This is a genomic window from Thioclava sp. F28-4 (assembly GCF_002020045.1).
GTDB classification, from domain to species: Bacteria; Pseudomonadota; Alphaproteobacteria; order Rhodobacterales; family Rhodobacteraceae; genus Thioclava; species Thioclava sediminum.
This window is the reverse complement of the sequence record NZ_MPZQ01000002.1, coordinates 502,686-528,733: the sequence shown is the minus strand read 5'-3', so window position 1 is coordinate 528,733 and position 26,048 is coordinate 502,686. Positions and strand designations below refer to the sequence as shown.

The 26,048-nt window shown below is 61.6% G+C and carries 26 protein-coding genes; 13 read left to right on the top strand and 13 right to left on the bottom strand.

Annotated elements, in window-relative coordinates:
- Nucleotides 1–23: 23 nt before the first annotated feature.
- Both carB and BMI87_RS07285 read right to left on the bottom strand, forming a co-directional pair.
- Nucleotides 24–3,353 carry a carbamoyl-phosphate synthase large subunit gene (gene carB / locus BMI87_RS07290; protein WP_078520488.1) on the bottom strand — a complete coding sequence of 1,110 codons (3,330 nt, stop codon included), beginning with the start codon at nucleotides 3,351–3,353 and terminating at the stop codon, nucleotides 24–26.
- A 182-nt stretch (nucleotides 3,354–3,535) separates the two neighbouring features.
- On the bottom strand, nucleotides 3,536–4,774 hold the full coding sequence (locus BMI87_RS07285; RefSeq protein WP_078520487.1) for a cyclopropane-fatty-acyl-phospholipid synthase family protein: 1,239 nt from the start codon (nucleotides 4,772–4,774) through the stop codon (nucleotides 3,536–3,538).
- A gap of 243 nt (nucleotides 4,775–5,017) precedes the next feature.
- Between BMI87_RS07285 and aspS the strand changes: the two genes are divergently transcribed.
- Complete coding sequence (gene aspS / locus BMI87_RS07280) at nucleotides 5,018–6,796, top strand: aspartate--tRNA ligase (RefSeq protein ID WP_078520486.1); 1,779 nt, start codon at nucleotides 5,018–5,020, stop codon at nucleotides 6,794–6,796.
- Between the two features lie 154 nt (nucleotides 6,797–6,950).
- On the opposite strand, the gene BMI87_RS07275 is transcribed toward aspS, so the two are convergent.
- Both BMI87_RS07275 and BMI87_RS07270 read right to left on the bottom strand, forming a co-directional pair.
- Complete coding sequence (locus BMI87_RS07275; RefSeq protein WP_078520485.1) at nucleotides 6,951–7,427, bottom strand: hemerythrin domain-containing protein; 477 nt, start codon at nucleotides 7,425–7,427, stop codon at nucleotides 6,951–6,953.
- 68 nt (nucleotides 7,428–7,495) lie between these two features.
- Nucleotides 7,496–8,206 (bottom strand): response regulator, encoded by a 711-nt coding sequence (locus BMI87_RS07270; protein ID WP_078520484.1) that lies wholly within the window; start codon nucleotides 8,204–8,206, stop codon nucleotides 7,496–7,498.
- Between the two features lie 169 nt (nucleotides 8,207–8,375).
- On the opposite strand from BMI87_RS07270, the gene mce reads away from it, so the two are divergent.
- From mce to BMI87_RS07255, 3 genes are read left to right on the top strand one after another with little or no spacing between them, the layout of a single operon-like run.
- Entirely contained in the window at nucleotides 8,376–8,780 is a 405-nt protein-coding gene (mce, locus tag BMI87_RS07265) for a methylmalonyl-CoA epimerase (protein WP_078520483.1), read from the top strand.
- Nucleotides 8,780–9,049, top strand: a complete 270-nt coding sequence (locus BMI87_RS07260; RefSeq protein ID WP_078520482.1) for a DUF1467 family protein — start codon at nucleotides 8,780–8,782, stop codon at nucleotides 9,047–9,049. Before mce ends, BMI87_RS07260 begins: the two co-directional genes overlap by 1 nt.
- Before the next feature lie 57 nt (nucleotides 9,050–9,106).
- A complete protein-coding gene (locus BMI87_RS07255; RefSeq protein ID WP_078520481.1) occupies nucleotides 9,107–9,784 on the top strand; it encodes a DUF4396 domain-containing protein in 678 nt (225 codons plus the stop codon).
- A 22-nt stretch (nucleotides 9,785–9,806) separates the two neighbouring features.
- Here the strand turns inward: BMI87_RS07255 and BMI87_RS07250 are convergent, their stop codons facing one another.
- Both BMI87_RS07250 and BMI87_RS07245 read right to left on the bottom strand, forming a co-directional pair.
- A complete protein-coding gene (locus BMI87_RS07250) occupies nucleotides 9,807–10,502 on the bottom strand; it encodes an EI24 domain-containing protein (RefSeq protein WP_078520480.1) in 696 nt (231 codons plus the stop codon).
- Nucleotides 10,499–11,101, bottom strand: a complete 603-nt coding sequence (locus BMI87_RS07245; RefSeq protein ID WP_078520479.1) for a nitroreductase — start codon at nucleotides 11,099–11,101, stop codon at nucleotides 10,499–10,501. Before BMI87_RS07245 ends, BMI87_RS07250 begins: the two co-directional genes overlap by 4 nt.
- Before the next feature lie 108 nt (nucleotides 11,102–11,209).
- On the opposite strand from BMI87_RS07245, the gene BMI87_RS07240 reads away from it, so the two are divergent.
- A complete protein-coding gene (locus tag BMI87_RS07240; protein WP_078520478.1) occupies nucleotides 11,210–11,458 on the top strand; it encodes a DUF167 domain-containing protein in 249 nt (82 codons plus the stop codon).
- A gap of 27 nt (nucleotides 11,459–11,485) precedes the next feature.
- Here BMI87_RS07240 and BMI87_RS07235 read toward each other — a convergent pair whose 3' ends face one another.
- Nucleotides 11,486–11,752, bottom strand: a complete 267-nt coding sequence (locus tag BMI87_RS07235) for a hypothetical protein (RefSeq protein ID WP_078520477.1) — start codon at nucleotides 11,750–11,752, stop codon at nucleotides 11,486–11,488.
- Between the two features lie 96 nt (nucleotides 11,753–11,848).
- Between BMI87_RS07235 and BMI87_RS07230 the strand changes: the two genes are divergently transcribed.
- The 5 genes from BMI87_RS07230 to BMI87_RS07210 all read left to right on the top strand — a co-directional run bounded on the left by BMI87_RS07230 (nucleotide 11,849) and on the right by BMI87_RS07210 (nucleotide 16,104).
- A complete protein-coding gene (locus BMI87_RS07230; RefSeq protein WP_246832661.1) occupies nucleotides 11,849–12,631 on the top strand; it encodes a M48 family metallopeptidase in 783 nt (260 codons plus the stop codon).
- Between the two features lie 99 nt (nucleotides 12,632–12,730).
- Entirely contained in the window at nucleotides 12,731–14,059 is a 1,329-nt protein-coding gene (locus BMI87_RS07225) for a DUF2254 domain-containing protein (protein WP_078520476.1), read from the top strand.
- Between the two features lie 76 nt (nucleotides 14,060–14,135).
- Entirely contained in the window at nucleotides 14,136–14,429 is a 294-nt protein-coding gene (locus BMI87_RS07220) for a DUF6455 family protein (protein WP_078520475.1), read from the top strand.
- On the top strand, nucleotides 14,429–14,689 hold the full coding sequence (locus BMI87_RS07215) for a DUF6455 family protein (RefSeq protein ID WP_078520474.1): 261 nt from the start codon (nucleotides 14,429–14,431) through the stop codon (nucleotides 14,687–14,689). The genes BMI87_RS07220 and BMI87_RS07215 overlap by 1 nt, the downstream gene beginning before the upstream one ends.
- Nucleotides 14,690–14,976: 287 nt before the next feature.
- Nucleotides 14,977–16,104 (top strand): acyltransferase, encoded by a 1,128-nt coding sequence (locus BMI87_RS07210; protein WP_078520473.1) that lies wholly within the window; start codon nucleotides 14,977–14,979, stop codon nucleotides 16,102–16,104.
- Between the two features lie 59 nt (nucleotides 16,105–16,163).
- Here the strand turns inward: BMI87_RS07210 and BMI87_RS07205 are convergent, their stop codons facing one another.
- Both BMI87_RS07205 and BMI87_RS07200 read right to left on the bottom strand, forming a co-directional pair.
- Nucleotides 16,164–17,084 (bottom strand): glycosyltransferase family 8 protein, encoded by a 921-nt coding sequence (locus BMI87_RS07205; RefSeq protein WP_078520472.1) that lies wholly within the window; start codon nucleotides 17,082–17,084, stop codon nucleotides 16,164–16,166.
- Between the two features lie 28 nt (nucleotides 17,085–17,112).
- Nucleotides 17,113–18,192 carry a glycosyltransferase family A protein gene (locus tag BMI87_RS07200; protein ID WP_146681532.1) on the bottom strand — a complete coding sequence of 360 codons (1,080 nt, stop codon included), beginning with the start codon at nucleotides 18,190–18,192 and terminating at the stop codon, nucleotides 17,113–17,115.
- Nucleotides 18,193–18,300: 108 nt separating this feature from the next.
- Here BMI87_RS07200 and BMI87_RS07195 point away from each other — a divergent pair, with 108 nt between their 5' ends.
- Nucleotides 18,301–19,071 carry a sulfotransferase gene (locus BMI87_RS07195; RefSeq protein WP_078520470.1) on the top strand — a complete coding sequence of 257 codons (771 nt, stop codon included), beginning with the start codon at nucleotides 18,301–18,303 and terminating at the stop codon, nucleotides 19,069–19,071.
- Here BMI87_RS07195 and BMI87_RS07190 read toward each other — a convergent pair.
- Nucleotides 19,037–20,548 (bottom strand): lipopolysaccharide biosynthesis protein, encoded by a 1,512-nt coding sequence (locus BMI87_RS07190; RefSeq protein WP_078520469.1) that lies wholly within the window; start codon nucleotides 20,546–20,548, stop codon nucleotides 19,037–19,039. The genes BMI87_RS07195 and BMI87_RS07190 overlap by 35 nt on opposite strands.
- Before the next feature lie 53 nt (nucleotides 20,549–20,601).
- Entirely contained in the window at nucleotides 20,602–21,375 is a 774-nt protein-coding gene (locus tag BMI87_RS07185; protein ID WP_146681531.1) for a hypothetical protein, read from the bottom strand.
- Between the two features lie 647 nt (nucleotides 21,376–22,022).
- Between BMI87_RS07185 and BMI87_RS07180 the strand changes: the two genes are divergently transcribed.
- Together BMI87_RS07180 and BMI87_RS07175 are read left to right on the top strand one after the other, a co-directional pair.
- Entirely contained in the window at nucleotides 22,023–22,721 is a 699-nt protein-coding gene (locus BMI87_RS07180; RefSeq protein WP_078520467.1) for a sugar transferase, read from the top strand.
- On the top strand, nucleotides 22,646–24,001 hold the full coding sequence (locus BMI87_RS07175) for a polysaccharide biosynthesis/export family protein (protein ID WP_146681530.1): 1,356 nt from the start codon (nucleotides 22,646–22,648) through the stop codon (nucleotides 23,999–24,001). The genes BMI87_RS07180 and BMI87_RS07175 overlap by 76 nt, the downstream gene beginning before the upstream one ends.
- A 26-nt stretch (nucleotides 24,002–24,027) precedes the next feature.
- Here the strand turns inward: BMI87_RS07175 and BMI87_RS07170 are convergent, their stop codons facing one another.
- Both BMI87_RS07170 and BMI87_RS07165 read right to left on the bottom strand, forming a co-directional pair.
- Nucleotides 24,028–25,245 (bottom strand): O-antigen ligase, encoded by a 1,218-nt coding sequence (locus tag BMI87_RS07170; RefSeq protein WP_078520465.1) that lies wholly within the window; start codon nucleotides 25,243–25,245, stop codon nucleotides 24,028–24,030.
- A complete protein-coding gene (locus BMI87_RS07165; protein ID WP_078520464.1) occupies nucleotides 25,242–26,012 on the bottom strand; it encodes a family 16 glycosylhydrolase in 771 nt (256 codons plus the stop codon). Before BMI87_RS07165 ends, BMI87_RS07170 begins: the two co-directional genes overlap by 4 nt.
- Between the last annotated feature and the right edge of the window lie 36 nt (nucleotides 26,013–26,048).

The window sequence follows — 26,048 nt, the reverse complement described above, 5'->3', positions numbered from 1 at the left end:
ATTTCTCTAATTGTATCCGTCGCTTACTGCAGCGAGCGGACGTTCACCTCGCCCTCTTTCCGGCTCTTGATCGCCGAGACGGCGGCGATGGAGGCGGCGGCGGTGGTGAAGTAGGGGATCTTGTCATAGAGCGCGACCGCGCGGATGTCGCGGCTGTCCGAGATCGCCTGGCTGCCGTCGGTGGTGTTGAAGACGAGGTCGATCTCGTCATTCTTCAGCCGGTCGACGATGTTCGGGCGGCCCTCATAGACCTTCAGAACCTTCTCGCTTTCCACGCCATGCTCGGCGAGCCATGCGGCGGTGCCGCCAGTCGCGACGATGGTGAAGCCCATCGAGACCAGCGAGGCTGCGGCTTCGGCCAGATCGTCGGTCTTGTTCGAGTCCTTGATCGAGAAGAACACGCGACCGCTTTCGGGCAGCACGGTGCCCGCGCCAAGCTGGGCTTTCCAGAAGGCCGACGGGAAGTCGCGATCCCAGCCCATCACCTCGCCGGTGGAGCGCATTTCCGGGCCGAGCAGCGTGTCGACGCCCGGGAAGCGGGCGAAGGGCAGCACGGCCTCCTTGACCGAGAACCACGGCGTTTGCGGATCGGCCAGCGTCAGCGGATCGGCGAAGGGCAGCGGCGTGTCGGGGCCGACACCTTCGGGGTAGGGCGGGCGCGCCGGGAAGGCCGACAGCTTCTCGCCCGCCATCAGGCGCGCTGCGATCGACGCGATGGCCGAGTCGGTGGCTTTCGCGACGAAGGGCACGGTGCGCGAGGCGCGCGGGTTGACCTCGAGGACGTAGATATCGCCGTCCTTGATCGCGAATTGCACGTTCATCAGGCCGACCACGTTGAGGCCCTTGGCCATCTTCTCGGTCTGCACCTTCAGTTCTGCCACAATCTCGGGGCTCAGCGAGTAGGGCGGCAGCGAGCAGGCCGAGTCGCCCGAGTGGACGCCAGCTTCCTCGATATGCTGCATGATGCCCGCGACATGGACGCTTTCGCCGTCGCAGAGCGCATCCACGTCGACCTCGATCGCGCCCGCCAGATAGCTGTCGAGCAGCACCGGGTTATCGCCCGAGACCACCACGGCCTCTTTGATGTAGCGCTTGAGGTGGTCGAGGTCGCGCACGATCTCCATCGCGCGGCCGCCCAGCACGTAGGAGGGACGGATCACCAGCGGATAGCCGACGCGGCCCGCGATCTCGAACGCCTGCTCGTCCGAGCTTGCGATGCCGTTGACGGGCTGCTTCAGGTCCAGGCGGTTGAGCAGGTCCTGGAACCGTTCGCGGTCTTCGGCGAGGTCGATCGCGTCGGGCGTGGTGCCGAGGATCGGGATGCCTTCGGCTTCCAGCGCGTTTGCGAGTTTCAGCGGCGTCTGGCCGCCGAACTGGACGATCACGCCGTGCAGCGTGCCGTTATCCTGCTCGACCCGCAGGATTTCGAGGACATGTTCGAGGGTCAGCGGCTCGAAATAGAGGCGATCCGAGGTGTCGTAGTCGGTCGACACGGTCTCGGGGTTACAGTTGACCATGATCGTCTCGTAACCCGCATCGGTCAGCGCGAAACAGGCGTGACAGCAGCAATAGTCGAACTCGATCCCTTGGCCGATCCGGTTCGGACCGCCGCCGAGGATGACGACCTTCTTGCGGTCCGACGGACGGGCCTCGCATTCGACCTCGCCCATCGCGGGGGCTTCATAGGTCGAGTACATGTAGGGCGTTTGCGCCTCGAATTCGGCAGCGCAGGTGTCGATGCGCTTGAAGACCGCGGTGACGCCGAGATTGCGGCGGGCGCGGCGGACCTGCGCCTCGTCGCGGCCGGTCAGCGTGGCCAGACGTGCATCCGAGAAGCCCATCATCTTGAGATTGCGCAGGCCCTTCTCGTCGAGCGGCAGGCCCTTCTTGCGGATCTCGTTTTCGGCCTCGACGATTTCGCGGATGCGGTCGAGGAACCACGGATCGAAAGAGGTCGCGTGCTGGATTTCCTCGTTGCTCAGCCCGTGGCGCATCGCCTGTGCGATGAGGCGCATCCGGTCGGGCGTCTGCTGCGAGATCGCCTTGATGACGGCGGCCTTCTCGGGCGCGCCGTCGATCTCGATCTCGTCGAAGCCGCTCAGGCCGGTCTCCATCGAGGCCAGCGCTTTCTGCACGGATTCGTGGAAGGTCCGGCCGATCGCCATCGCCTCGCCCACCGATTTCATCGCGGTGGTCAGTTCGGCTTTGGAGCCTGCGAATTTCTCGAAGGCGAAGCGCGGGATCTTGGTGACGACATAGTCGATGGTCGGCTCGAACGAGGCGGGCGTGACCTTGGTGATGTCGTTGTCCAGCTCATCGAGCGTGTAGCCCACGGCCAGCTTCGCCGCGATCTTCGCGATCGGGAAGCCGGTCGCTTTCGAGGCCAGCGCCGAGGAGCGCGACACGCGCGGGTTCATCTCGATCACGACCATGCGGCCGTCTTCGGGGTTGATCGCCCATTGCACGTTCGACCCGCCGGTCTCCACGCCGATCTCGCGCAGCACGGCGATCGAGCCGTTGCGCATGATCTGGTATTCCTTGTCGGTCAGCGTCAGCGCGGGCGCCACGGTGATCGAGTCGCCGGTATGGACGCCCATCGGGTCGACGTTCTCGATGGCGCAGACGATGATGGCGTTGTCGGCCTTGTCGCGCACGACCTCCATCTCGAATTCTTTCCAGCCCAGCAGCGACTCGTCGACGAGGATCTGGCTCATCGGGGAGGCGTCGAGGCCCGAGCGACAGATGCGCTCGTAATCTTCGCGGTTATAGGCGACGCCGCCGCCGGTGCCGCCCAGCGTGAAGGCGGGACGGATGATCGCGGGCAGGCCGATATGCTCCAGCTCGAGCAGCGCCTGACGCACGCCTTCGTTGACGTCATAGGTGCCGTTCTCGCGCTTGGGCGAGGACACGATGGTCGCTTTCGGGTTCTCGAGGCCGATCCGGTCCATCGCCTCGCGGAAGAGCTTCCGGTCTTCGGCCATCTCGATCGCGTCGCGGTTCGCGCCGATCAGCTCGACGCCGAATTTCTCGAGCACCCCCATATCGGCCAGCGCCAGCGCGGTGTTCAGGCCGGTCTGGCCGCCCATCGTCGGCAGCACCGCGTCGGGGCGCTCGGCCTCGATGATCTTGGCGACGACTTCCGGGGTGATCGGTTCGATATAGGTGGCGTCGGCGAGCCCCGGATCGGTCATGATCGTCGCGGGGTTCGAGTTTACGAGGATGACGCGGTAGCCTTCTTCGCGAAGGGCTTTGCAGGCCTGGGCGCCCGAGTAGTCGAACTCGCAGGCTTGCCCGATCACAATGGGCCCGGCGCCGATGATGAGGATTGACGTGATGTCTGTTCTCTTCGGCATGGGAATCCCCTCTGGTCACTGCGCAAATTGAGGCGCTTTATACGCAAAGGGTCAGGCGTCGCAAGAGGGTCAGGACGCGATAGCCGGGTTGCAGGGTGACGCGAGGGCGTGCGCCCAAGTCTGTCAGGCCGCGCACCGGGAGGAGCGCAGCCTGATTTCAGCCCGGTCAGGGAGGGGTCGACTTACTCGGCGGCCAGCCTGTGTTCCTGTTCGTCTTCGTCGCGATAGAGGTAGTCGCGCGTCAGCGGCACGTCGCCCACCTCATGGGCCAGCTGATACTGGAACACGACCTGCCCGCCATGGCGGAAGGCCATCTCGGACGCCACGAGATAGAAGCGCCACATCCGGCAGAACCGCTCGTCATAAAGCGCGACGGCCTTGTCGATATTCGCTTCGAACCGATCGCACCAATGGCGCAGCGTTTCCGCGTAATGCAGCCGCCAGACCTCGAGGTCGGTGGTGATGAGGCCTTCATGCTCGACCGCGTTCGACGCTTCCGACATGGCCGGGCAATAGCCGCCGGGGAAGATGTATTTCGTTATGAAATCGGCGGTCGCGCCACCGGGGCCCGAGCGTCCGATGAAATGGATCAGCGAGACGCCGCCCGGTTTCAACAGCTCGCGCACCTTCGAGAAATATTCGCGGTAATGCGGCACGCCGACATGTTCGAACATGCCGACCGAGACGATCCGGTCGAACTTGTCGGTCACATCGCGGTAATCGGTCAGGCGGATGTCGATCTTGTCTTCGAGGCCGGCCTCCTTCACCCGTTTGCGGGCCAGCGCGTGCTGTTCGGTGGACAGCGTCACCCCCACCACGTTCGCGCCGAAATCGCGTGCCAGCGTCAGCGCCATGCCGCCCCAGCCGCAACCGATATCGAGAACGGTCATGCCCGGTTCGATCAGCAGTTTCTTGGCGATATGGTGTTTCTTCGCCTCCTGCGCTTCTTCCAGCGTCATGTCGGGGCGCTCGAAATAGGCGCAGCTATATTGCCGGTCCTCATCGAGGAAGAGGTCATAAAGCTCGCCCGACAGGTCATAGTGATGCGCGACGTTGGTGCGCGCCTTGTTGACCGGGTTGAACTGCGCAAAACGGCGACCGAAGAAGCGGCTCGCCTCGCGCGGTTTTTCGAACCACGGCATGCCCGAACCGGTCTGGTTGCGGATCGCAAGCGCGAGGAAGCCACGCAGATCGTCATTCGCGATCGTGTAGTCGCCGTTCATATAGCCTTCGCCGACGCCGAGATCGGGCCGCAGCACGATCCTCCGCGTCACGTCGGGGTTTTCGATGGTGACGCGAACCGGGTCTCCGGTGCCGTCGCCATAGCGTCTGAGCGTCTCGTCCGAATAGACGAGTTCAAGCGTGCCCCTGCGGATCAGGTGGCGCAACATTCGGTCGAGAAGCGAGTCCCAAGCTCTCATATGGTCTCTCCGGATCATGCCGGGGCTTGGCAGGCTCCAGCGTTAGCCTTCACGACGGCAACCTTTGTGAAATTACCAAAGTTCCCGTTGTCTCTGAAGTTAACCGAAAATTTACCTTTTTTCGAGCCACGCGCGCGTGAACAGCTCGAGACGGGCCTGTGTGCCTCCGCACAGCTTGACTTTTGCGCGCTCAACGGGTGTATCGGCGCGACTATACGCAATTCTCGATCCGGGGAGCCTCCCATGCATGCCTTTCGCAGCCATACCTGCGCAGATCTGAGCGCCGCCAACGCCGGTGAGACCGTCCGCCTCGCGGGCTGGGTCCATCGCGTGCGCGATCACGGGGGGGTGCTCTTCATCGATCTTCGCGATCATTACGGTATGACGCAGGTGCTCTGTGACGGCGACAGCCCCGCCTTCAAGACGATGGAGAAGACGCGCTCGGAATGGGTGATCCGCATCGACGGCACCGTGAAGCTGCGCGACGAGAGCCTGATCAACCCGAAGATCCCGACCGGCGAGATCGAGGTCTATGTCCGCGACATCGAAATTCTGGGCGAGTCCGAGGAACTGCCGCTGCCGGTCTTCGGCGAACTGGAATATCCCGAAGAGACCCGTCTGGCCTATCGCTTCCTCGATCTGCGCCGCGAGAGCCTGCATGACAAGATGATCCTGCGCTCCAACGTCGTGAAATCCATGCGCAAACGCATGTGGGACGCCGATTTCAACGAATTCCAGACGCCGATCATCACCGCGTCGTCGCCCGAAGGCGCGCGCGACTTCCTCGTGCCCTCGCGCCTGCATCCGGGCAAGTTCTACGCGCTGCCGCAGGCGCCGCAGCAGTTCAAGCAGCTGATCATGGTCGGCGGCTTCGACAAGTATTTCCAGATCGCGCCGTGCTTCCGTGACGAAGATCCGCGCGCCGACCGCTCGCCCACCGACTTCTACCAGCTGGACGTCGAGATGAGCTTCGTCGAGCAGGAAGACATCTTCAACACGATGCAGCCGGTGATCCAGGGCGTGTTCGAGGAATTCGCCGATGACCGCACCGTCGATCCGGTCTGGCCGCGCATCCCCTACGCCGAGTCGATGCTGAAATACGGCTCCGACAAGCCCGATCTGCGCAACCCGATCGAGATGCAGGTGGTCTCCGATCACTTCCGCGACTCGGGCTTCGCGATCTTCGCGAAACTGCTCGAACAGGATGGCACCGAGATTCGTGCGATCCCGGCCCCCACGGGCGGCTCGCGCAAGTTCTGCGACCGGATGAACAAGTTCGCGCAGGAGCAGGGCCTGCCGGGCATGGGCTACATCTTCTGGCGAAAGGGCGAGGATGGCTCGCTCGAAGGCGCAGGCCCGCTGGCGAAGAATATCGGCCCCGAGCGGACCGAAGCGGTCCGCGCGCAGCTGGGTCTGGGCGAGGGCGATGCGGCCTTCTTCCTCGGCGGCGCACCGTCGAGTTTTGAGGGCGTCGCAGGCCGTGCGCGCAACGTGATCGGCGAAGAGCTGGGCCTGACCGACAAGACCAAGTTCAAGTTCGCCTGGGTCGTCGACTTCCCGATGTACGAGGCCGATGACGAGGGCAAGATCGACTTCTCGCATAACCCGTTCTCGATGCCGCAAGGCGGAATGGAGGCGCTGGAGGGCGACCCGCTGCAGGTCAAAGGCTACCAGTACGACCTCGCCTGCAACGGCTACGAGATCCTCTCGGGCGCGATCCGGAACCACAAGCTCGAGACCATGTACAAGGCGTTCGAGATCGCGGGCTACCCGGCGTCGGAAGTCGAGAAGCGCTTCGGCGGTATGGTCAAGGCGTTCAAATACGGCGCTCCGCCGCACGGTGGGTGCGCCGCCGGCATCGACCGGATCGTGATGATCCTCGCCGATACCGCGAATATCCGTGAAGTCATCATGTTCCCGATGAACCAGCGCGCCGAAGACCTGATGATGGGCGCGCCGTCGGAGCCGATGAACGAACAGCTGCGCGAGTTGCGCCTGCGGGTTCTGCCGCAAAAGGACTGATCCTCGCACGGTTACCGATTTAAAAGGCCCCGTTCCGGATGGAGCGGGGCCTTTTTCTATTCGCGGCGGAGGAGCGCGCCAGCGCAAAAGGCGCAGATGGGTCAGGCGAAGGGGCTCTGGCCGAAGCCGAGCCACCCTGAGCCTCAGACCCCGATTAGTCTTCGAGACTGTCTTTCTTCTTCTCGTCGACCAGCTTCATTTCCTTCTTCTTACGCTCGAGGAATTTCTCGCCGTAATTCTCGATTTCGCTTTCGTCGATCACGTCCTTGGCGCGGCCGAAGATTTCGTCTTCTTCCTCGTCCATGTGGTGATTGTAATCATGCTCGAGCTTGTGGAACTTGTTCAGCCAACCGGGGCTCGCCATGTCCATCTCGTTGAGCTCTTCGAGCAGATCGTCGAGCTCGGCATGTTCCTCGACCGAGTGACGCGCCGAATCCTGCCCCCAGGTTTTGGTCATCAACTTGGAATAGAAGGTCTCTTCCTCGGCGGCGGCATGGGACTTGATGTCGTAATAGAACTCATTCCACGCCTGCGTGCGCTCCGCGCTGTCGCCGGACGTATCGGCGATCTTCTTCATCAGGGCGCGGTGATTGTCGTGATCTTGCTTGATGGCGTCGTAGATCGAGCTCATCGGGCTGTCCTCCGGTTGCGTTGACTTGTTTGAGCAACGCGAAGTCGATCAGGCAGTTCCCGGCTGCGTCAGAACGCCCCGGAGGCCGCGATCCGCGCGTCCAGGATCTGCGTGACCCGGGTCATATCCTCGCGCGAGGGGCCGCCGGACCGTCTCAGGCGCTGCGCCGCATCGTCCAGCGCCGCATCATGAGCCGAGCACGCGATGCTATGAAGGAAATGCGCGGCATAGGGCAGGGCGCGCGTGTCGACCCCCTTGGTGTCGCGCAGCAGTTCCGAGAGGTGCTGCAGGTCGTCGCGCAACGCGAGCGGGTCCGGCGCGATCACAAGATCGGCAAGCGCGCGCAGGCCGAGCGGTCGCATCTCTTCGGGCAGGGTCGACAGGATCGCTTCCTGAAATACGGCGAGGCTTTCGATCGGCTTTTCCAGAAACCCGTCCGCACCCGCCGCAAGGGCCGCGCTTTTCAGGTCGGGGTCGCCGGAGGTCCCAAGGATCACCGGGTGCGGCCCGCGCATCCCACGAATTTCAGCGATCAGGTCGCTTCCCGAGCCATCGGGCAAGCCCATATCCACGATCACGATCGAGGGCCGGTAGGTCTTGAGATGCCGATCCGCCGAGGCGAGGCAATCAGCGCGCCGGATTCGTGCGCCCGAGCGCAGGCACAGCAGCCGCACAGCTTCCGAGGCGAAGCGGCTGTCTTCCACCAGAAGCACCGTCAGCCCGGTCAGCGGGCGTTCGGGTGTCGGTATGCGGGTCAGGGTCGGGATCGTGTCGCTCATGTCGTGGCCCCTTCGGCTGCGATCGGATTCGGCTTGTCCGATCAGTAGGGCGCAGATTGCCTAACACTGGGTTAATCCGAACCGGGTTCACAACTGTCCCCGCAAGGCTTGCGCGAAGCCGCGCGCCCGGCTACCCCTTTTAACGCCCGCGTTACCGGAGGAGACCCAAATGATCGGACGCCTGAACCATGTCGCCATTGCCGTGCCCGACCTCGAGGCGGCCTCGGCCAAGTATCGCGACACGCTGGGTGCCAATGTCGGCGCGCCGCAGGACGAGCCCGATCACGGCGTCACGGTCGTCTTCATCGAACTGTCCAACACCAAGATCGAACTTCTGTACCCGCTGGGCGAGGACAGCCCAATCAACGGTTTTCTGGAAAAGAACCCCGCAGGCGGCATCCATCACATGTGCTTCGAGGTGGAGGACATCATCGAGGCACGCGACAAGCTGAAGGCCGATGGCGCGCGGGTTCTGGGCAATGGCGAGCCGAAGATCGGCGCGCATGGCAAGCCTGTGCTGTTCCTGCACCCGAAAGACTTCAATGGCTGCCTCGTCGAACTGGAGCAGGTCTGATGAGCCTCACAGGCGGCATCATCCTCTTCGCGGTGATCTGGTTCATGATCTTTTTCATGGTCTTGCCGGTGCGGTTGAAGACGCAAGGCGATGTGGACGAGGTCGTGCCGGGTACTCCCGCAGGGGCGCCGCATGAGGCGCATCTGGGCGCGAAGGTGAAGATCACCACTATTGCCACCATCGTGCTCTGGGCGATCATCGCGGCAGTGCTGCTGTCAGGGATCATCACGTTGGAAGATATCGACTTCTTCGGCCAGCTGCGCCGCTAAACGTGTAGGGAACCATCGCGGACAAGCGTGGGTTGGGAAGCTGAAAGGAGCCTCCCGATGACCCCCTTCTGGTTCACTGCCCTAAGCTGGATATCGCTCGCCGTCGGCGTTATTTCGTTCCTTTATCTCGTGGTCGAGATGCGTCGGAACCCGCCGCACATGGCGATCATGGCGTGGGTCTGGCCGATTTGCGGGCTGTTCGCCGGACCGCTGATCATCTGGTTCCACAGTCGGCACTCCGGCCACGGCGATGCGCCGTTCCCGATTTCGGTTGCGAAGGGGACGCTCCATTGCGGGGCAGGCTGCACCCTGGGCGACATCTCGGCCGAGAGCCTCGCGCTGGCAATCCCGGCGCTCCTGATCCCGTTCGGCTGGCCGGATTTCTGGGATCACAAGATCTTCGCGCTCTGGGGGCTCGATTATGTCTTCGCCCTCGTGATCGGGATCGTGTTCCAGTATTTCTCGATCGCCCCGATGCGCGGGCTCGGCCTCGGGGAAGGGCTCAAGGAGGCGGCAAAGGCCGATGTCGCTTCGCTCACCTCTTGGCAGGTCGGCATGTACGGGATGATGGCGATCTTCCATTTCGCCGTGTTCAAAGGGCTCTGGGGCGTCGAGATCAACGCCGCCGACCCGGAATTCTGGTTCGCCATGCAGATCGCGATGATGGCCGGTTTCGTGACCGCCTATCCGGTGAACTGGCTGCTGATCCGCAAGGGTATCAAGGAAGAGATGTGAGCGGCGCGTTGGCGCCGCCCCGTCACCCGCGCCGACCGGTGATCGCGTGGAACAGGTGGGTGAAGCCCGCAGCGCCCAGAACCGGCACGAAGAGGTTCACCAGCGGGATGGACAGCGGCACCGCCATCAGCGCGCCCGCGGCCCAGATCGTGACCTTGTTGCGCTCGTAAAGCTCGAGCGCCGCTTCACGCTCCATCCGCCGGAAGGCGGCCATCTGGAAATATTCACGCCCCAGAAGGTAGCCGTTCAGCCCGAAGAACAGAAACGGCGCCAGCGGGATCACGAAAGGATAGATCATCAGCGCGATGATGTTGGCCGCGAGGATCACCCCGAAAAACCGCACCGTGTCGCGCATCCCTTCGGCGAAGGTCAGTTTGCGCACCGGCGGCAGGGTCGGATAATGCACGTCCTCCACCATCTCGGCCACGTCTTCGAGGAAGAAGCCGGTGAAGGCGGAGGCCACGGGCACCATCAGGAAGATCGAGGCGAACAGGATCACGCCCGCCGAGACGATCGATAGTGCGGTATCGATATGGCCGACCTCGCCGATGAAGGGCAGCGAGAAGCTGTCCGGCACCAGCCAGCCGATCAGCATCACCATCGCCACATAGATCGCGACCAGAAGGCCCAGCGAGAGGGCCACGCCGAAGCCCACGACTTTCATCGCACCGGGCCGCAGCAGATCGGCCCAGGCTTTCACATAGCTCGAGATGATCATTCCGAAATCCGGGTCGTGATCGCGTCGAGGTCGGGGCGGGGGCGTTCGGGAGGCTGCACGCCTTCGGTGCCCAGATGGATGAAGCCCGCGACGCTTTCGCCCTCCTTGAGGCCCAGCATCTCGCGCCCGAAGGCCTCGTCATGCGCGGCCCAGCCGGTGAGCCAGTTCGCGCCCCAGCCCGCGGCGAGAGCCGCGTTCAGAAGCGACAGGCAGACCGCGCCCGCCGAATAGAGCTGCTCGACCTGCGGCACCTTCTCGCTGTCCTTGGGCGAGAACACCACCGCCACGCAAAGCTGGCTGTCATGGAATTGCTTGCCAGCCTTTGCGATCTTTTCTTCGGGCAGGCCCTGCGCCTTGGCGCGGGTCTCGGCCTCGCTGCCCAGACGCTGCGCGGCCTCGCGGGTGATGGTGATGAAGCGCCACGGCTCCAGCTTCCCGTGATCGGGGGTGCGCGCGGCGGCGGTCAGGATCTCGCGCAGCGCGGCCGCGTCGGGGGCAGGGGCCTTGAGCGTCTTGGCCGGGCGCGACCGGCGGGTCAGAAGGAAAGCCATCGCCGCGTCATTGCGTTCGGCCGGGTTCACTTCGGGCAGTTCAGTCATGAAATTCTCCGTCTGTTGCGCCAGATATCGGGCGCTCGGCGCGCGATTGCAACCGCAGCATGGGCAACTGGCTTGTGCGCCATTGAGCAGGGTCTATGCTGCGCGGCGATGACGGATCTCAGCCACCTTGCCATTCCTGGCAGCGAAATCGCGCTGCGCGTGACGCCGAAAGCGTCGCGCAACGAGATACGCGTGGGGGATGAAGGGCTTCGGGCCTATGTCACGGTCGTGCCGGAGAACGGCAAGGCCAATGCGGCGGTCGTCAAATTGCTGGCAAAGGCGCTGGGCGTCGCGAAATCGCGGCTGACGATGATCCGCGGCGAGACCGCGCGCGACAAGGTGTTCCGCCTCGATTGAGCGTGCATCGCGGCGCGGGCAGGGGGATCAGCCGTCCTCGCTGGAGGCGCTGCCGGTCTGCTTCAGGCGATAGACGCCTTCGGGCAGGTTGAGCGCCGCCGCGAGTTCGCGCAGCTGGGCATGGCTGAAGGTGACCGTCTGCACCTGCTCGGTCTGCTCGTCGAGCTGTTCGACCACGACGCAATCCTCGAAGGAACTGATCGTGATGTCTTCCTGCAGATAATCAAGCGGATCCGTCCCCTCGTCGACAAGGGTGATCACGGTCGCGTCGAATTCGTGTTCGATGGTAAACATGCCCTCATGCTAGCGCGGCTTTTCGATCCGAAAAAGCGAAATCACGCCGGCGCTTGCAGGCGATCACGTGCAGGAGGCTATGCTGCCGCGGGCCAAGTGGTTAAGCTGGGCGAAATCCTCTTTCAGGGGCGCTTCCCGTCGATGCCTTCCTTCCGCTTTCTCCTCGTGATCCTGTCGCTCGCCGTGACGCTGCTTTCGGGCTGCGTGCCGACGATGACGCCTATGCCGCAGACCGAAATCTCGCCCGAAGACAGGCAGCGCGCCGAAGTGGCCGTGTCGCGGCTGGTCGCTGTGGGCGACCGGATGGAGCCGCAGATCGAGCAGGAATGCCGCAAGCGCACGCGCAAGCTCAACTGCGATTACCTCTTCGTCGTCGATGACCGGCTCGATCTGGATGCGAATGCGTTTCAGACGACTGACCGCTCGGGCCGTCCGGTGATCGGGGTGACGCTCGCGATGATCGCCGAGGTGCGCAATGCCGACGAACTGGCCTTCGTGATCGGCCACGAGGCCGCCCATCACATCGCGGGCCATATCGCGGCGCGCGAACGCGACGCGGCGGTGGGAGCAGCCTATCTGGGCCGTGCGGTGCAGGCACAGGGCGCCGATCCCCTGACCGTACAGCGTGCGCGCAGGATCGGGGCCGAGATCGGCTCGCGGCTCTACTCCAAGGATTACGAGCTGGAGGCCGACCGGCTCGGCACGATCATCACATGGGATGCGGGCTACGATCCGCTCAAAGGCGCACAGTTCTTCCTGCGCCTGCCCGATCCGGGCGACAAGACGCTGGGCACCCATCCACCCAATCAACTGCGCTTCGACGTGGTGCGCGACACCGTCGCCCAATTGCGTGCGGGCAAGATCCCGGCGGGCAGCTGAGGGAACCCGTTCAGGGCCTGCGCACTTGAGATTTGACATAGAGGCCCCCGGCAAAGGCGGGTCCGGGACGCGGGAACTGGGGACGGGAACACAGAACCAATGGCAATCTTTTCGCGACTGCGCTGGCGGCTGAAGGTCATCCTGCGCGAGATCTGGGTGCGGGTGACGGCCTTCGGCGTGCTGGGGGTCCTGACCGCGCTGGGATCGGCGGGCTTCGGCTATCTCGTGCCGCCGGATCTCGGCTACAAGATGGGGGCAGGCTCGGTGGAGCCGATCCTGAAGATCATCGCGACCGCGATGCTGACCGTCACCACCTTTTCGCTGCAGATCATGATTACCGCGTTCAGTTCGGCCCAGACAGGGGCGACGCCGCGCGCGATCAAGCTGATGCAGACCGACCGCGTCACGCAGAACGTGCTGGCGAGCTTCATCGGCTCCTTCGTCTTCTCTCTGGTAGGGATCATCGCGCTCGAGACGAATGTCTATGACGACTCGGGGCGGTTCATCCTTCTGGTGGTGACGCTTGGCGTGGTGGCGATGGTGGTGATCTCGCTGTTGCGCTGGGTGCAGCATCTGAGCGAATTCGGCCGGCTCGGCGATGTGATCAGCCGGGTCGAGACTGCGGCGAGCACGGCGCTGAAGGCACGCTGCGAGCGGCCGTGGCTCGGCGGCAAGGAATGGGAGGAGCCGCCCGTGGGGGTCTTCGGGATCACCTCGACGCGGACCGGCCATGTGCAGCATGTCGATATGGGCGCGCTGCAAAAGGTCGCCGAGGCGCATGACTGCCGGATCTGGCTTTGCGCGCGGCCCGGCGAATTCGTCCATGGGGCGTCTCATTTGGTCCAATGCGATGCGCTGCCGGGCGATACCGAGACCCGCGAGGAGATCGAAGAGGCCGCGCGCGACGCCTTCACCATCGACCATGCCCGCGACTATGATCAGGACCCCCAATTCGGCCTGATCGCGCTGGCCGAGATCGCCTCTCGCGCGCTTTCGCCTGCGATCAACGACCCCGGTACCGGGATCGACATTCTGGGGCGTCTGGCGAGGGTGCTGGCCGAATGGCATCCGCCGAACAGCCCCGAATGCGTCTTCGACCGCGTCTATGTGCGCGCGGTGACGCCCGAGCAATATACCGAGGACGCTTTCGCCGCGATCGGGCGCGATGGGGCGGGGCATCTGGAGGTCGCACTGCGCCAGCAGGAAGTGCTGGAAGCCGTGGCCGAAATGCATCCCGATCACTTCGGCCGTCCCGCCGCGCATCAGGCGCTGCGCGCCGCAGCTCATTCGCAATCCGCGATGACCTTGAGGCGCGACCGCGCCGTGGTCGCAGAGCAAGCGCAGGCGTTGGCCGCGCGCTTCGCGCCCGATCTGGATTGCAATGTCGGACATGAAATCGACGGCGATACCTCGGATCGCAACGCTTGATCTGAATCATATCGAAATTGCCGACCCTACGGCAGAGTCCCCCCATCACCGGGATGACTGTTCAAGGGAGGCCGCCATGACCGCAGCCAAACATCTCAATCGCCACGCTGCGATGATGAACCGGATGGCCCAGCAGATGGGCGGCGATCTCAGCATGGAAATGGCCAGCGGACGACTCAGTGGCGAGGGCTGGAGAGACGCGCTGATCCGCTGCACCAAGTGCCGCGAGGCCGGGGCCTGCCTGCTCTGGCTGGCCGAGCATGACCCGCAAAGCAACCCTGCGAAGGCACCTCCCGCCTATTGCGAAAACCGCCTGATGATGTCGCGGCTCCGCGCCACCATCGGCGCCGAACCCCAAGGAGTGGAATGATGGGAATGCAAAGCGAAATCGATCTGAACTTCTGGGTGACGCGCGGTATGGCGCGGCGTCTTGGCGTGAATATCTCCGAAGCGATGCATAACGGCTTCCTCACGCAAGCCGATTTCGCCGAGATGATCACCACCTGCCGCACCTGTGGACGCACCGAGTTCTGCCTCGCTGTTTTGGCGGAGAAGGGCGAAGGCCCGCAGGCCATTCCATCGGATTGCCCCAATTACGAGGTCCTGACCTCTCTGCGCGCCCTGCAATAACTGAGGGCACCGTTAACGTCGCGAAGCATGCGAAGGGCGATCTTGCTCCACGTGCAGGGCGGATCGGTGGCCCTTTCAAATCTGCGTGTTCTTCGCTTGCGTAATTTCTTCGCATGCAGACCAACAATGCTTCATTTAAAGTGTGTGGCTCCTTGGTCTTGGATGGCCGCGATGAGCAATACTTGCCTTGCAAATGGTATGCGCGCTCCCTGAGTTGAGGGAGCGCGGCACCCAAGTTTTCTTCGCATCGAAATCGCCCTGCCCCGTTCGAGCTACGAGGGCGCGCAATGGCACAGAAGATTGTAGGTCTCGACTGGCTTCGCGCAATCGCCGCGATATTGGTGATGATCGGCCACGCGAGAGCTTTCCTTTTCGTCGACTTTTCCGAGCTTGCGAACGACCCGACGGTCGTCGCCAAAGTCTTTTATTTGCTCACCGGTCTCGGCACCTATTCCGTAATCATTTTCTTCGTGCTCTCAGGCTATCTGGTCGCTGGCTCCGTGGATCGGGCCTATCACGAAGGTCGATGGTCGTGGAAAGAGTACGCGGTTCACAGGGTCGTCCGTTTGGGTATCGTCTTGCTCCCGGTACTCGTCATGACAGCAGTGTTCGACTGGCTTGGAGCATCTCAATTTGACCCGGCTTACTATCGAGGTGAGTTTGGGGCCGAGTTCGCGAGCGCCCCGAACGAGCCGGTGGCCAACGGCGTCCTCGTTTTTCTGGGCAATGCTTTCTTCCTGCACAATATCATCGTTCCCGTTTACGGGAGTAATGGACCGCTTTGGAGCATCGCCTACGAATTTTGGTATTACGTCGCTTTTCCGCTCGGCTTTTTTGCATTGAAACCAGGTCGTTATCAGCTCTTTTTTGCCGCGCTCTTCGTTCTGACGATGTGGTTCATCGGGCTCGACTTGGCAGTACTCTTTCCGACTTGGTTGTTTGGATACTTTGCGTGGAAAGCACGCGACGGGCTTCTCGGACGCCTTGTTGCAACGAAAGCGATCTACGCGCTCGTGATGGTCTTCGCGCTTTTCGTCGTCATGTCCGCTCTCAAGTTCGTCAATGATTACTCAATCGGCTCACTCTACATCACGGCTGTCGCGGCGTTTTTCGCTGTGATCGCGCTCTCAAATCCGGTTTTCGACCACGGCGCGCGACTGGCAGAGTTCCTCTCCAAAATCTCTTACTCTCTGTATCTTGTTCATTTCCCTCTGATGGCCTTGCTCAGTTCGATGCGTCATGTCGCGAGGTTCGACGCTTTGGGGAACGGGATGGTCCTGTTCGGGGTGTATATCCTGTCCTCCTTCTTGCTCGCGTGGTGTGTTCATTGGCTTTTTGAGCGTCATACCGCGACACTCCAGAGAGCTATCCTTAGAAACATGCGCCAGCGTCCTAGGCTCGGGGCTGCGGGATGAGTTGAGAGTGTAGCTCGTCACCGCCTTTGCTTGCCTTCCGGCGCCGGCATTCCATTCGCTCAGGAGCGCGGTTTCTTCAGGTGAAACTTCAGCCAGAACTTCAGAAGCCTGAGCCAACTGACTTTCTCGCGCTGCATGACCTCTTCGAGAAAGGGCGTGCGGCGGAGATATTTCCAGTAGAGCCACGCATAGGGGTGCCATTCGGCTGCTTGCCAGGGTTTCGGCGACTCCGTGAAATGGATGATGCGCGGCAAAGCCTGAGCCAGAGGGACCGAAGAGGTGTAGTCGCACCCTTCCCAGAGAAAGAGGCGCTGGAAATTCCACTTCGCGTCCAGCGGTGACCAATTTTCCCAGAATATCTTATTCAATGCGTCCTGATCCGCGAACTCGTATTTCTCGGGCGCCGCCAGAAGCATGTCGAGGGCGTGGGACAATGCGTCCGTGGCCCGGATTGCTTCGAGATCGATCAGAAGGACACCGGCGTTGAAATAAGTGCCTGCGCTCGGCAGCTCATGTTGCCGCGCGAAGTTCGTCGGGTCCACGAACGCGTCTTGCACGGCGCCGCAGGCCATACCTTTCAGATCGGTGCTCCAAAGCTCGGCGAGACTTCCGGTCACAACCATGTCGATATCCAGATAGATCACGCGTGAGATGTCTTGTGGCAGAAGCTCTGCCATGATGAGGCGCAGGTAGGTCGCGCGACTGATATGCAGGATCGGCGGAAGCTTCAGCGCCTTATGATCTGCCACGTGATAGGGATGGATTTCGAGACCCGTCGCAGTCTCTGCGATCTTCGAGAACCGTGCCTCATCTACGGAATCGAGTATCGCGTGAACGCGGATCTTCTCCGCGCCTTTGCCCGCCTCGATGGATTTCAGCAGCGACACGAAATGCGGCGCATAGTTGGAATCGGTCACGCAAACGATGTCGATCACGTTCGGGTCATACGCGGCATGCGGCTCGCGGACGTCGTACATCATTCGGAGTCCTTTGCGATCAGTTCGCCTGTTAGAAATATCGGGACTGTCTCTTGGGAGGCTTGAAATTCGCTGCCAGCAGAGCTTTGGCGATCGCGAAATGCATCCGGGCACGATCGGGGCGGCGGCGGATGGTTGCAAGCACACCGCGCAGAAAACGTGCTGCGATCCGGTCGGGCATCACCAGTCTTCGATTCACGAAATGCCCAATCGCGAGTTCTTCATTGAGAAGTTTCGCCTGACTCCAGACGGTCTCTCCGTGATTGGGGTTGAGGTAGCGGAACTTCTCGCTCTCGATCCGGAGCACGGGCCGCTTGAAGCGCTTCAGATAGTAACGCGTCCATTCCTGATCCTCGGCTGAGAAGACCTCTTCGCGGAAAGGGCGTTCGCGCATCAAAGCCGTGGGTGCCAACGCTGCGCTATTCGAAATCCCATTGCGCCCGTTAAAGAGCCGAGGGGTGATCGAAACGGGTTCGAGCTTGCTCGGATCCGGGCATTCGGAATGCGCAGGCGCCCAGTAGACGATCTCGAGATCGCGCGCTTTCATCTCCCGCCAGCCGTTTTCCACGAACTTCGGATCGTCGAAGACAACATGACTGCTGAAGATGAGCGTATAGGGAAGTGTGTTCGCCTCGACGCCGACGTTGATCGCCTTGGAATAGTTGAACTCGGTGTCGTCGTAGGGAACGACGATCGCGCCCAGGGCCGCGAACTGGTCGCGAACCTGTTCCTCATGCGAGGAATCCACGATGATGATGTCCTCTGGCGGGAAGCTCTGCTCGCGGAGTTTCGCGATCACCTCTGCAAGCAGCGGCGGGCATTCATAGGCCCTGATCAGCGCCGCATATCGCGGGGACGCGTCGTCGCATGGAAGCTGCTCGGCTAAAGGTCGGGACTGTGAGGCCATCGTTTCTTGCCACAATCTGAAAACGCTTTCCTTAAGGCAGGCACGGGCAGGTCCCCGTTCCTGAGTATCGCTTCGAAAAACGGTAGGAGGGCTGCCCCAGCCGAGCAAGACAGCCCGCGCGCAAGAGCTCTCGGTGGCCGGCTCGCATATGAGATGCGCCGGTTTCTTATCCGTCGCGCCCGCATCTGCCCAAATAAATTGCAACTCGGGGTCGGATCGGAGGCGCGAGAACCGTCACGCGGTGAAGAGGGCGCAGGGCTCGCTTAGGTTCGAGTGGGGAGTGCTCGATACAGTTCAAAGGTAGCCCAGAGAATGCAGTATCTTTTTGTCGTCACTTACGGTCGGTCCGGTTCAACGGTCCTGCTCAACTTGCTCAACAGGTTGGAGGGATATTGCATTCGCGGCGAGAATAACGGGATTGCCAACCATCTCGGCATGAGCGTCTCCGTGCTTGCCGAGGCGCAGGAGCACCCGCATGCAAAGTCCCATAATCCGGACGCGCCCTGGTTCGGGATTAACGATCCGAAGGTCGACAGCTGGGGCCAAAAGCTGGCGGGTGCGTTCGTTGAAGAGATTCTACGCCCGGACCCGGACACACGCGTCACCGGCTTCAAGGAGATCCGGTTCACTGCCCATGAGACTTCGCTGGCAGAGTATGAAAGCTCCATCGCGTTCCTGACGCAATATTTTCCCGGCGCGCGTATCATCTTCAACACGCGCGATTGGCGCGAGGTCGCAGAGTCCGGCTGGTGGCGCTACGAGTCGAACATGAAACGGATCCGCGATCTGATCGAGGATGCGGACCGCCGTTTCGAGGCGTCGGCAAAGGCGCTCGGAGAGCGGGCCTTCTTGATCGACTATGCCGACTACAAGGGCAAACCGGACGGGTTCCGCCCCTTGCTCGAGTGGCTTGGGGAAGAGGTCGATGAAGCGCTTCTGGCTTCGGTGTCGCAGAATTGGCTCGTTCACCTGCAGAAGTCACACGATGACCGCGGGAAATTCCTCCGCCTGAAACGCGCGCTTTCGAAGCGTTTCGCGGAGCGCGCGATCAAGAAGTCCGGCGAAACTTCGATGCTTTCGTAAATAGCGCCTTCAACAACTGAGCCATTTCGAGTTCCGGCCCCGCTTTGCGCCCGTTGAAATGCCAGAGCGCGGCGACCGCAGCAACATAGGCCATACCGCCTATCGTGATCAGGCCCACCAGGCGCACCGCCTCCAGCGCGACGCTTGTGTGCTGCGGCCAAAGGTTTCCGGTCGACCAGACCACGAGGGCCATGAAGGCCACCGCGATCGCCGGGGTCAGGGCGAGTTGCAGCTGCTCGCGCAGCCTGATGCCTGCGATCTGCGTGACCAGGGTCATGTTCCAGATAATGTTGATGACGACCGCCACCGCGCCGCCAATCAGGGCGCCGATGAGCATGCCGCAGTAGCTCGCGCTGCCGAGATACATCCCGAGCAGGATCAGTGGCCATCGAATGAAGAATGCGCGCAGGTCGCGGAAAAAGAGATGCCGGGTGTCTCCCGTTGCCATGGCGATCGGCTGGATCGCCACCGTCGCCTGCAAGGCTAGGATGATCGCCTGTATCTGAATGACGGGGACGGCGGGCATCCACTTCTCTCCCAAGACCAACGCGACAAGGTCATGGGCGATCACCGCGAGGCCGAAGCCGAAGGGGAAAATCCAGAGGCAGGCAACGCCCTGCACACGTTTATAGGCGGATACCAGTTTTTGCCGATCGTTCTTCACCCGGGAAAAGGCCGGGAAGAATGTCCTTTGCAGGGGTTGGTTCAGCTGCGCGATGACCACATTCGTGATCCGGTTGCCGAAACTGTACTGCCCCAGAATGTTGGTTGGCAGCACGGCCCCGAAAAGCAGCGGATTGGCGCGCCAGTTCATCGCCTGAATCCAAGTGCCCAGGGTGATCCAGATCGAGAAAGAGAGGATCTCGCGATACTTGCTGAAGGTCAGGCGGGGCCGGAAGGGATAGAAGACATAGGAGAGAACGATCCGGGCGACGTCCGAGGCCACGGCGCCCAGCACCAAGGCCCAATAGGATCGAAACACGAGTGCAAGCGTAATTGCGACGATCGTGCCGAAGAGTTTCTCGCCGACCTTCATGAGGACGACTTGATGGAAAACCAGTTCTCGCTCGAACAAGGCGAGTTTTGGATTCGCGAGACCGGCGAAGACGAAGGACCCCGCCATCACGAGCAGGATGTTCTGCAGTCGCATATCGCCATAGAGCAACGCGACCGGGTAGGACAGCGCGGCCACCGCGCCCCCGACGATGAGGCCACGCGCGAAGGACATCGAAAAGACAGTGTTGAAATGCTCTTCGGTCGGGGCGTCATGGCGCACCAGCGTCTCCGACAGGGGCATTTCCGCGAGCGACAGAAGAATGGCCATCACCGCAGCGCAGATTGCCACAAGCCCGAAATCCTCGGGCACGAGAAGCCGGGCCATGATGATCGTGTTCAGGAACCCGATTCCGTTCGCGATCATGCTTCCGAGCGCGATCCAGACGGCTCCCTTCAGCAGGCGTGTCCGTGTGTCGGTCATCTGTTCTGGGCGTCCTTTCGCAGCAAACTATGATCGAGGTGGTCGCCCGGCGATCAATGGATGAACGTGATATCCGCGCGCGCTTCAATCGCGGAGATGTCCGAAACGTAGTCTTGCTGCATTTTTCGGAATTGGTCTTCGGGCCATGGGGAGAACCGGTCCCGTGCGCTTTGCACCGGATACTCATGCTCCAGAGCCGCCATTCGAAACCGCCATTCCGTCGCTGAGAGCGGTTCAGCGGTCTCGGCCATGGCGCGGATTGCACTGTCGGAAGCGCTTCCCCGCACAGTAGGGTTCTGCAGCGGCTCAAACGCCTCAGCCTCGACGTCACTCAACCCTTCGAGGATGCGGGGCTCGAGGTCGCGGAAATCCTCGTAGCGCCAGATGAAGACATTCGCGTGCGGCAAGGCATCGCGGATGTCGTCGATGATCTGCAGCCACGCCCCCTGCGGTGAAGAAAAGGCGGATGCGAATTGCTCGGGGCTTGGAACGGGAGAGAAGCGGATCGCTTCGCCATAGATCGACGCCAGAAAGTCGGGATAGGACCGGATGCAGAGCCAGATATCCAAGGGGCGATCCGGCAGGAATGTCGCGAGAAGCTGAAGCCGCGATATCGCCGTCGGATAAAACGCCCCGTCGAGGAATTCACCCGTTTCGCCCAAAAGGTTCTCTTCGGAAACAAGCAGTTCGTCCGAGGTGTCGAACAGGCTCGAGATCTTCGACCCAAGCTTGTCGAGGCGCGTTGGACGGCCCGAGAGTGCCTTGAGCTTTTCCGACCTGCTCGTGCCTTCGCTTTCCGCCCATGCCTGATGGAAAAGGGGCCGCACATTATTGATCGGCCAGAAAGCGACACCTTGCGAGGCAAGAAGCTTCGCGTTCAATTCGAGGCGCGCCTGGAGATAGGTTGTCGCTGTCTTGTGGGCTCCGAGATGGAGGCGAATTCGGGGCGTCGTCACATCATCCTCCGTCTTCTCACCGTTGCGTCAGACTGCGGTCGGCAGCCGCCGCTGCGTCTGCGGCCTCCTTTGAAAGGGCCGGTCGCGGCATCTTTATACCAATGGCTTACTGAGGAACGGCCCGCGCTGTGAGGTGCAAAGCGCTGAACGGGGAGAGCACTCTTAATGAAACCGTACGCCTGCCACACAATTGGCCAATTTTCTGGCCATCGCCAAAATAAGTCGCAGGAATTTCTTCGAATTGGGGGTAATTCCGCGATTTGGCGGAATTCTGGGAAAGCGAACAAGCTTCGCACCTGGGATTAAAGGTGATTCTGCCGCCCATAATCCTCAAATTGGATTCCTAGCGCCCGTTTTTCGTGCGGACCGCCTCCAGAATGGCGCAATTTCGCGGATCGGTGATGCGAAATTTATGCTGCAGGTGCGAAAGGATCATTTCGTCTTGTTCGTTTCGCAAGGTTACCAAATCGTTAATCGAGGGATTTCAAACTGTCGCTCTTTCACTGGGGGGTGAAAACATGACCTTTGAAACGCGTAAGGGGCACTTCTTTGCTCCGACTACAGTCCATAGTGCTGCTTCTGCTGAACCGCTCGTTGAGCGTCCTGCAGGAGATATTGCCAAGCGTGGGCTCGATCTGCTGCTTGTGCTCGTTTTCCTGCCGCTGCTTGTTCCGCTTTTGCTCGGGGTTGCCGCACTTGTCTGTATGACGAGTTCGGGGCCCGTGCTTTTCGGACACGTCCGCGTCGGTCGGGGCGGTAAGAAGTTTCGGTGCTGGAAATTCCGGACGATGGTCGTCGATGGCGACCGAATCTTGGAAGAGCATTTCCGGCGTTTCCCCGAAGAGCGCACTATCTGGGAAGAAGAGAGAAAGCTGCATGACGACCCGAGGGTCACGCCTTTGGGGGCTGTCCTGCGCAAGCTCAGCCTCGATGAACTTCCGCAGCTGATCAATGTGCTTGTCGGCGAGATGAGCCTCGTCGGGCCGCGTCCCGTCGTTGACGAGGAGATGCGCAAATATGGCCGCTCTGGCCGTCACTATCTGCGCGTGCGTCCCGGTGTGACGGGCCTCTGGCAGATCAGCGGACGTAGCGACACTGGCTACGCGACGCGGGTGCTTCTCGATCGTCACTACGTGATGTCGTGGAACGTGCTGCTGGACATCAAGGTTCTGGTTCTCACGATCCCGGCGGTCCTGTTTGCGAGCGGGGCGAGGTAGCTGTGCCAATGTCCCGTGTCCCGTTACGGCGTTTCCTCTTTCCGTTGGCCGTGACTGCGCTGACTGCCTTTCCGGCCCATGCCGAAAAGCTTGAAGCCGGTGATGTTGTCTCGCTCAATATCGTTGAGTGGCGCAGCGTCGCCGGTGAAATGGCGCAATGGGCCGCGCTGAAGGGGCCATATGAAATCTCGTCCGACGGTGCCTTGGATATCGGGTTTATCGGGAAGGTCGAGACGAAGGGTCGCGAGGCCGAGGATGTCGCCGAGGAAATCTCGGCGCGGCTGAAGGATACGTTGGCGCTGACGGAACAGCTCGATGTTCAGCTGAGCATCACCCAGCGTGCGCCGGTGATCGTCGGCGGGCTCGCGAGAAAGCCGGGGCCGGTGGACTTCACCTCCGGGATGACTGTACGTCACGCCCTCGCACTCGCGGGCGGGCTGACCGGCGTCTCCGGCGATGGGACGATGTCCCAATATCTTTCGATCGCGGCACAGGAGGCCCAGCTGGCGCGGCAAGAGGGCGATTTGCGTCTGCGCATCGCGCGTCTTGACGCGGAACAGGCTGGCACCAGTGATGCGAATTTTCCGACGGCTGCCTCACTCGGGCAGGATGGAGAGTTGCGCGTTGCACAAGAGCAGTCGCTTCTGAAATTGCGGCTCGACTCGGCGAAGCGCAAAAGCGAACTCGTGGACGGGCAGGTGACCCTCCTGACTCAAGAGATCGACAAGTTGCAGCAAAAATCCAAAGGCTTGGACCACCAACGGGAGTTGATTGCAGAGCAGCGCGACAAGGTTGCGCAGCTCGTTGATCGCGGCCTGAGCCCCAGTAACCGGGCAATCGAAGCCGAACAGAAGCTTGCCGCAATCCAAAGTCAGATCCTCGATGTCGACACTGCGATTTTGCGGTCTCGTCAAGCACTGGCCCGCGCCGAAAATGATCGTCTCGATCTGGGCGCCGGGCGCATCACACAGCTGCTGAACGATAAGCAGAAAGCGGAATCCGAACTTTCCGATGTGCGTGAGCGCCTCGACCTTCAACGTGGGTTGATGCGGCTGGCCGTGCCGAGCGCTATCGGCGCAGGCTTGGCAGGCGAAGAGGGCGGCCCGCAATTGCAGGTCGTCGTCACGCCTGCAGGCGGGGGGGCTGCGAAGACCGTTGCCGATTTCGACACGCGGCTTTCGCCGGGTGACCTCGTGGAGGTGACGCTTTCGCGTGACCCCAACGAGACAGCGGCCACGACGGAAGCTCCGCAAAAGCAGGCAACCGGAAGCAACGGCTGAGGCGCGTCCTGCCTATTCGCCCCGCTTTATTCGCCGCGTCGCAATCGGATCGCGTAAACCATCGCGCCGACTGTGATCACCGTGATCGGATCGAACTGGAAGAAATATGTCACTTCGACCAGCGACAGGACGAACTGGCGGATCATGAAGGCCGCGAAAAAGATCGTTTCGGCGCGCACATCGCGGATCGCCCAGACAATCACGACATAGCCGGCCCAGAAGACGATGCCGGTCTGCAGCAGCGCGAAGGGCAGGCCGAGCTCCACGGCGTTCGTGAGCAGGGTGTTGTGGAAGTGGAACCCGGATTTCGATGCGATCCCGAACTGCGCCCAGATTTCTTCGGCAACGGGCTGGCCCGGTATCCAGAACGCCTGGAAACCTGTGCCAAGAACCGGACGTTCGGCAATCTGTCTTATCGCGATCGCCCAGAGGTCGGTGCGCCCGGTGAGCGTTACGTCCTTGCCCGTCGAATGGAAGAACCACGACTCGACATGGCTGAAATTCGCCATGATGAGCAGAACTACCAGAAGCAGTAGCATCGACATCATGACGAGCAGGAAGAACCGCTTCCATGCCGAGGTTCGCGAGAGAAGCACGATCCCCACGGCGACGGCCAAAGCTCCCACGCTCGCAAGGATCGCGCCGACGGATTGCGCTTTCACGAGAAGCAGCGCGGCCAGCAGGGTCATCGCCACGCCCGAGTAGCGCAGCCATCGCGGCAGGCTGCGGTCGAAAAACAGTGGCGCCGCCGAGATGAGCAGCATCGAGGCGGTGCTCGCCATTGCGTTCTTGCTGTGGAATATCCCGAGGAAGCCCAGCCCATCCGCGCGCTCGCGCCCCAGCACCGCACTGATGATGTTGACCGCGGCAAACGAGTAGAAAACGGCCTTGTAGTAGTTGAGCGGGGACAGGCGCCGCGCAATCAGGATGGCGACCATGAAGGTGAATGTCAGAAGGATGCCGTATCGAAGGCTGAGAGCTGGCGCATCCGACCAGAGCACCGAAAGCAAGGTCCAGCCGGGCAGAGCGAGAAGCCACCACATATCGACGATCTCATCGCGCGAACGCCACGGTTGCCGAAGGATCAGGAAACACCCGACGATCAGAAAGCCAAGCGCGCCCAGCGTCCCAATCTTCGGCGTGATGTGCAGGATGAACAGCGCCAATGTCGCGAAGAGCGCCGTCGGGCTGATCACGATCTCATTTCGATACGGATAGCCGCCATGTGCAGTTTGGGCCGTCATGGTTCCTTGCACAACATCGATTCAGGGAATTGGCATGTCTCGCCGAGCGGCGTGTAACCGACCCAGTCGATCGTGTAGCGCAAGGGGCCGGGGGGCTTCTTATAGCGCCCCATCCATTCGCTCAGCGTCTGCGTGCTCCAGAAGGACAGATAGATCTTCTGAGCCGCGCTGGGTACGCCTGAAGTGACCTTCAGGATTTCCTTGCCGTCGGCATACCATGTGATCGCGCCCGGCTCCCAGCGGAAGGCAAGCGCCTGGAACCCTTCGGTCGTCGGTTTCGGCAGGGGGAATTCCCCGCCGCCCATCGGTTTGCCCGAGAGGTATCGATTGAGCGAGACTTTCGAGGGATCCTTGGTGAGAATTTCGATGTCGATCTCGTCATGGGGCATGCCGTGGACCGGCCCGATATAGGTGAAGAACGAAGCGTTGAGCCCCGAATTCTTCGGCGTGTTCAGCCGCACCTCGTAAGTGCCGTAGCTGTATCTCGCGCGGGTCTGAATTTCGGCGCACAGGTTGGTCTTGTCCGGTCCCGCTTCGGGTAGGAAGAACATGACCAGTTTGCTTTTCTCGAGCTTGAGGGCACGCCGTGCCCAGGTGCAGCTCTGGTGGTCGCCGTTGGTCCAGCCATCGGAGATATACCATCGCTTCTTGTTGAAGCTGTCGAAACTGTCGAAGAAGGCACCGCCCAGAGGTTTCTCCGCGCGGGCGAGGCTCGGTGCCAAAATGGCGAGAGCGACGAGACAAGAAAGGATGCGTAAGATCGACATGCAGCCTTTGTACCGCGCTCCGCAGTCGAATCGCTT

Bases quoted from the DNA above. Each gene is read 5' to 3' on its own strand.
- BMI87_RS07255 (WP_078520481.1), top strand. From the start codon at position 9,107: ATGACCCCCTTCTGGTTCACTGCCCTAAGCTGGATATCGCTCGCCGTC.
- BMI87_RS07205 (WP_078520472.1), bottom strand. From the start codon at position 17,084: ATGATGTACGACGTCCGCGAGCCGCATGCCGCGTATGACCCGAACGTG.
- BMI87_RS07225 (WP_078520476.1), top strand. From the start codon at position 12,731: ATGGCAATCTTTTCGCGACTGCGCTGGCGGCTGAAGGTCATCCTGCGC.
- BMI87_RS07240 (WP_078520478.1), top strand. From the start codon at position 11,210: ATGACGGATCTCAGCCACCTTGCCATTCCTGGCAGCGAAATCGCGCTG.
- BMI87_RS07245 (WP_078520479.1), bottom strand. From the start codon at position 11,101: ATGACTGAACTGCCCGAAGTGAACCCGGCCGAACGCAATGACGCGGCG.
- BMI87_RS07235 (WP_078520477.1), bottom strand. From the start codon at position 11,752: ATGTTTACCATCGAACACGAATTCGACGCGACCGTGATCACCCTTGTC.
- BMI87_RS07275 (WP_078520485.1), bottom strand. From the start codon at position 7,427: ATGAGCTCGATCTACGACGCCATCAAGCAAGATCACGACAATCACCGC.
- BMI87_RS07285 (WP_078520487.1), bottom strand. From the start codon at position 4,774: ATGAGAGCTTGGGACTCGCTTCTCGACCGAATGTTGCGCCACCTGATC.
- BMI87_RS07210 (WP_078520473.1), top strand. From the start codon at position 14,977: ATGGCACAGAAGATTGTAGGTCTCGACTGGCTTCGCGCAATCGCCGCG.
- aspS (WP_078520486.1), top strand. From the start codon at position 5,018: ATGCATGCCTTTCGCAGCCATACCTGCGCAGATCTGAGCGCCGCCAAC.
- BMI87_RS07195 (WP_078520470.1), top strand. From the start codon at position 18,301: ATGCAGTATCTTTTTGTCGTCACTTACGGTCGGTCCGGTTCAACGGTC.
- BMI87_RS07190 (WP_078520469.1), bottom strand. From the start codon at position 20,548: ATGACCGACACACGGACACGCCTGCTGAAGGGAGCCGTCTGGATCGCG.
- BMI87_RS07215 (WP_078520474.1), top strand. From the start codon at position 14,429: ATGGGAATGCAAAGCGAAATCGATCTGAACTTCTGGGTGACGCGCGGT.
- carB (WP_078520488.1), bottom strand. From the start codon at position 3,353: ATGCCGAAGAGAACAGACATCACGTCAATCCTCATCATCGGCGCCGGG.
- BMI87_RS07220 (WP_078520475.1), top strand. From the start codon at position 14,136: ATGACCGCAGCCAAACATCTCAATCGCCACGCTGCGATGATGAACCGG.
- BMI87_RS07250 (WP_078520480.1), bottom strand. From the start codon at position 10,502: ATGATCATCTCGAGCTATGTGAAAGCCTGGGCCGATCTGCTGCGGCCC.
- BMI87_RS07270 (WP_078520484.1), bottom strand. From the start codon at position 8,206: ATGAGCGACACGATCCCGACCCTGACCCGCATACCGACACCCGAACGC.
- BMI87_RS07170 (WP_078520465.1), bottom strand. From the start codon at position 25,245: ATGACGGCCCAAACTGCACATGGCGGCTATCCGTATCGAAATGAGATC.
- BMI87_RS07180 (WP_078520467.1), top strand. From the start codon at position 22,023: ATGACCTTTGAAACGCGTAAGGGGCACTTCTTTGCTCCGACTACAGTC.
- BMI87_RS07165 (WP_078520464.1), bottom strand. From the start codon at position 26,012: ATGTCGATCTTACGCATCCTTTCTTGTCTCGTCGCTCTCGCCATTTTG.
- BMI87_RS07260 (WP_078520482.1), top strand. From the start codon at position 8,780: ATGAGCCTCACAGGCGGCATCATCCTCTTCGCGGTGATCTGGTTCATG.
- mce (WP_078520483.1), top strand. From the start codon at position 8,376: ATGATCGGACGCCTGAACCATGTCGCCATTGCCGTGCCCGACCTCGAG.